The organism is Alkalibacterium indicireducens, assembly GCF_039522005.1.
Taxonomy (GTDB): Bacteria; Bacillota; Bacilli; order Lactobacillales; family Carnobacteriaceae_A; genus Alkalibacterium; species Alkalibacterium indicireducens.
Genome location: NZ_BAAADA010000200.1, coordinates 1 through 4163, shown reverse-complemented (window position 1 = coordinate 4163; position 4163 = coordinate 1). Strand labels below are relative to the sequence as shown.

Below are 4163 nucleotides of genomic sequence, written 5' to 3'. Positions count from 1 at the left end.
TGCATGGGACAGTTCGAATTGTTCAGGGTGCACCCATCCTTCTTTCATATGACAGACCTTTAAGTGCAGATTGATTCCCGACTTAGTCGGGCGAAACGTGCCCCAGGGATACCGTGTTTTATTCAGTGAAAAAGTGGACGAATCAATTAGAAACACGCGTTCTTTTGATTGCAGCACTGTTTTTTCATGAACCAGTGAAAGTAATTGCGTGAAAATATCCATCAATACAGAGGGTTCCATCTTTCGCAGGGCACGGGATAATTGAGAATAGCTGATGGACTCAATATCAATCACTTTTTTTAAGTTTGGGTTGACCAACTGTTGATCCAAATGCCGTAGGCTATCGGTTTCATCATTAATCGCATAGAGAAAGATTTTCAGTACTTTCTTAAACGTTAATTTTTTTGAATAGCGATCAAACTGACCGATAGCCTGTCGAGACGATTCACTTAATGTTTCTAAAGAAATGTACGAAAACCATTTATTTATGGTCATTTTTGTATTATACTTATCCATGTTGTAAGTCCTTTGTTTTGGTCTTGGATAAGTCATCCAACCCCATTATAAAGGACTTTTTTATGTCATGAAACAGTTAAATTTTTAATGCAACACTAGTGAATTATTTATAAGAAGTTTCAATAACCGGAAGGGTTAAACCTGGATATTCAACTGCAAAACTTGAGTAAATAATTTAAAGATGTATTTTCCATTAAAAGGTGGCTCTTTTGATAGTGGTGAGCAAGAATATATAAAAGCTGTAGATGACGTCACTTTTTCAGTGTATGAAGGAGAGACTTTAGGAATTGTTGGAGAATCTGGAAGTGGTAAAACAACCTTAGGACGTACAATGATCCGTTTAAATGAACCAACGGCGGGTGAAATTCTTTATGAAGGGGAAGATATATCAAATTTTTCGAGAAAAGAGTTGACTCCTTATCGGAAAAATATGCAGATAATTTTTCAAGACCTCTATTCATCCTTGGATCCAAGGATGACAGTCGGAGAGATTATTGAAGAACCTTTAGTTATTCAAAAAAAGTTAAATCTTACTAAAAGAACTGAACGCGTAAAGAAACTCATGGAAATGTGTGGTTTAAACGAAAGTTTCATTAATCGTTATCCACATGAGTTTTCAGGCGGACAGCGTCAGCGTATTGGTATTGCTCGCTCCTTAGCATTGAATCCAAAAATGATAGTTTGTGATGAAGCAGTATCGGCTTTAGATGTATCTATTCAATCTCAAATCATGAATTTATTACTTTACTTACAACGGCGTGAAAATTTAACTTACGTTTTTATTTCTCATAACTTAAATGTGGTCTACCACATGTCTGACCGAATAGCGGTAATGTATCATGGAAAAATTGTAGAACTAGCAGATCGTGAAGAATTATATTTCAATCCGATTCATGATTATACAAAATCATTACTCAAAGCAATTCCCAATGTTGAAAACGGGTATATTGCAGGTGGGAGTCAGATTAATTACGAAGCGAGTTTACCAGATGGATATTCATTTACTAAAATAATTGAAGACAATCAAGCTTTATACGAAGTAAAACCTGGACATTATGTATATTGTTATAAAAAATAGTAGGAATGGAGCAGATAAATGAATAAAGATTTGAAATATTTAGACACACAACTACCAGAGGATATAGCAAAACTAAAAGCCGTGGGTGAGTATGACCGAGTCGAAAGAATCATCGATAAACGCTTGGAAAAAGATTTACCGGTTGCTTTAAGAAAGAGATTAGAACAAGAAAAAGAAATACTACCTATTATTAGAGATTCTTATCCTCATACCTACGAGGCAGCATTATCATTATTTAAAGATAATATTGCCGATTTTAAAACCGAAGAATTCGAAAGTTTACGCGATGAAGATGCCTTAGATTGGGTATATTTGGATGGCGAAATTCATTTCCGAGAAAACATTTTACAAAATATTATGAAAACTCGTCCCAATTATGCCAAACGTTGTACTAACCCTGAATTACTAGATAAGCGCACAAATTTACTTAATGAAACAATGCATAAGATGAAAGAAAAAGGGGAATTGACTTATCATATTCGTTTACGTGCAACTTTGAAGGTGAAACCAGAGGCTCAAAAACCAGGAGAGAAAATTAGAGTTCACTTGCCTTTGCCGATTGAATATGCTCAAGTAAAGAACTTTAGACTCATTGATACATCTCATAAATCAGCTCTAGTGAATGAACCTGACCATCCAGCAAGAACCGTTTATTTTGAGAAAGAATATGAAGCGGACGAAGAGTTTTATGTGGAATATGAATTCGATAATCATATGGTGTATAAAAATCCTTTGCCGGAAGAAGTAGACGAAGCACAACCTACATTTTATACTGAAGAACAATTACCACATATTAAATTTTCACCTTATATCAAATCAGTAGCTAAAGAGATTATCGGGAATGAAACCAATCCTCTTGAAAAAGCACGTTTAATTTACGAATATATTACTAAAAATGTGATGTATTCGTTTGTCCGTCCTTATTACACCATTACAGATATTCCAACTTACGCTTTAACAGGTTTTAAAGGAGATTGTGGTATCCAAGCTCTTACTTTTATTACCTTATGTCGTGCAGTTGGAGTTCCAGCAAGATGGCAGGCTGGCTTATACACCAATCCAGAAACAATAGGAAATCATGATTGGGCTCAATTTTATGTAGCCCCATTTGGCTGGTTATATGCCGATACTTCTTTTGGTGGCTCAGCATACCGAACAGGTGAAGAAGAACGATGGAAATTCTACTTCGGGAACTTAGAACCATTCAGAATGCCAGCAGTATCCGATTTTCAACATGATTTTACACCTGCGTTAGATTTCAGTCGAAATGATCCGTATGATAATCAAAACGGAGAAGCTGAATTCGAAAGTGGAAAATTAACTTATAATGATATTGAAACAACGGAAGTCGCTATTGAAATTTATGAAAAGGAAGATTAATCGATGAAAATTACTAAAATTTCTCACAAAACAATTACTATTGAACCTATTGTAAGTTTCAAAATTGCGAGTTCAGATGATACTCGGACGGATACAGTTATTGTAAAGGTTGAAACGGATGCAGGGGTTACCGGGTATGGTGAATCTCAGCCTTCGAAAGTTGTTACTGGTAATAACATAGAAGATGTAACAAATTTCTTAACGGAAATGGACAATACATTAAAAGGTGAAAATCCTTTAAACATCGGGCGCATACATGAAATCATGAACCGCCAATACAAAGGGAAGACTGCAGGAAAAGCTGGTATCGATTTAGCTTTATATGATATTTTAGGAAAACACACAGGCCTTCCAGTTTACCAATTGTTAGGGGGATCATCAAACCAGGTAGAATCAGACATGACAATCGGAATCGATGAACCTAAAGAAATGGCGAAACTTGCAAGACAATATGTCGATGAAGGATTTAATATTCTGAAAATAAAAGTTGGATTGAATGCGAAAGATGATATAGAAGCGATTCGTTTAATTCGAGAAGAAGTTGGACCAGATATCAGTCTCCGAGTGGATGCGAACCAAGGCTACTATAAGAAACAAGCCGTCCATGTTCTAAATGAATTTTATAAGTATGGTGTGGAAGAAGTAGAACAACCTGTTCCATATTGGGATTATGAAGGTATGAAGTTTATTAAAGACAATGTAACACAACAAATTATGATGGATGAATCTGTCCTCTCACCCCAAGATGCATTTCGCGCGATTAAGGAAGAAGCATGCGATATCATCAATATTAAATTAATGAAATCCGGTGGCATTTATCCTGCCTTACAAATAAATGCGATCGCACAAGCTGCTGGCTTACAATGTATGGTAGGTTGTATGTCTGAATCCCGTATTGGGATTGCTGCTGGAGCAGCTTTAGCTGCTTCACAAAAAAATATTACTTATGCGGACTTAGATAGTTATCGTATGAGTAAAGAGGTTCCCGGCATTAAGAGTGATTTCACGCAAGAAGGTGGAATTATGACTTTGTCAGAAAAACCAGGACTAGGATTAGATATTGATTTAGAATTTTAATATTTAGTCTACAATCATATTATTAATCCCCCCAAAAAGTTAGTTAGTGTCAATACTTTCTTTTAATAATTGCTTACAATGGTTGTTATATCAAGGAAAAGCAAAAAAACAC

General features: G+C 35.5%; 4 protein-coding genes. 3 read left to right on the top strand and 1 reads right to left on the bottom strand.

Translation table 11 applies throughout. The annotated features are described in order from the left end of the window. Positions 1 to 516: transposase (locus ABFX15_RS11330; protein WP_487046874.1), on the bottom strand; the 516-nt coding region annotated here is incomplete at its 3' end. 181 nt (positions 517 to 697) lie between these two features. On the opposite strand from ABFX15_RS11330, the gene ABFX15_RS11325 reads away from it, so the two are divergent. From ABFX15_RS11325 to ABFX15_RS11315, 3 genes are read left to right on the top strand one after another with little or no spacing between them, the layout of a single operon-like run. Continuing rightward, positions 698 to 1594, top strand: coding sequence for an ABC transporter ATP-binding protein (locus ABFX15_RS11325; protein ID WP_346025511.1), 897 nt, complete (start codon positions 698 to 700; stop codon positions 1592 to 1594). An 18-nt stretch (positions 1595 to 1612) separates the two neighbouring features. Next, complete coding sequence (locus ABFX15_RS11320; protein ID WP_346025510.1) at positions 1613 to 2974, top strand: transglutaminase-like domain-containing protein; 1362 nt, start codon at positions 1613 to 1615, stop codon at positions 2972 to 2974. Positions 2975 to 2977: 3 nt separating this feature from the next. After that, the gene (locus ABFX15_RS11315) at positions 2978 to 4051 is read left to right on the top strand and encodes a mandelate racemase/muconate lactonizing enzyme family protein (protein ID WP_346025509.1); all 1074 of its coding nucleotides are present in this window, start codon (positions 2978 to 2980) and stop codon (positions 4049 to 4051) included. Positions 4052 to 4163 lie beyond the last annotated feature (112 nt).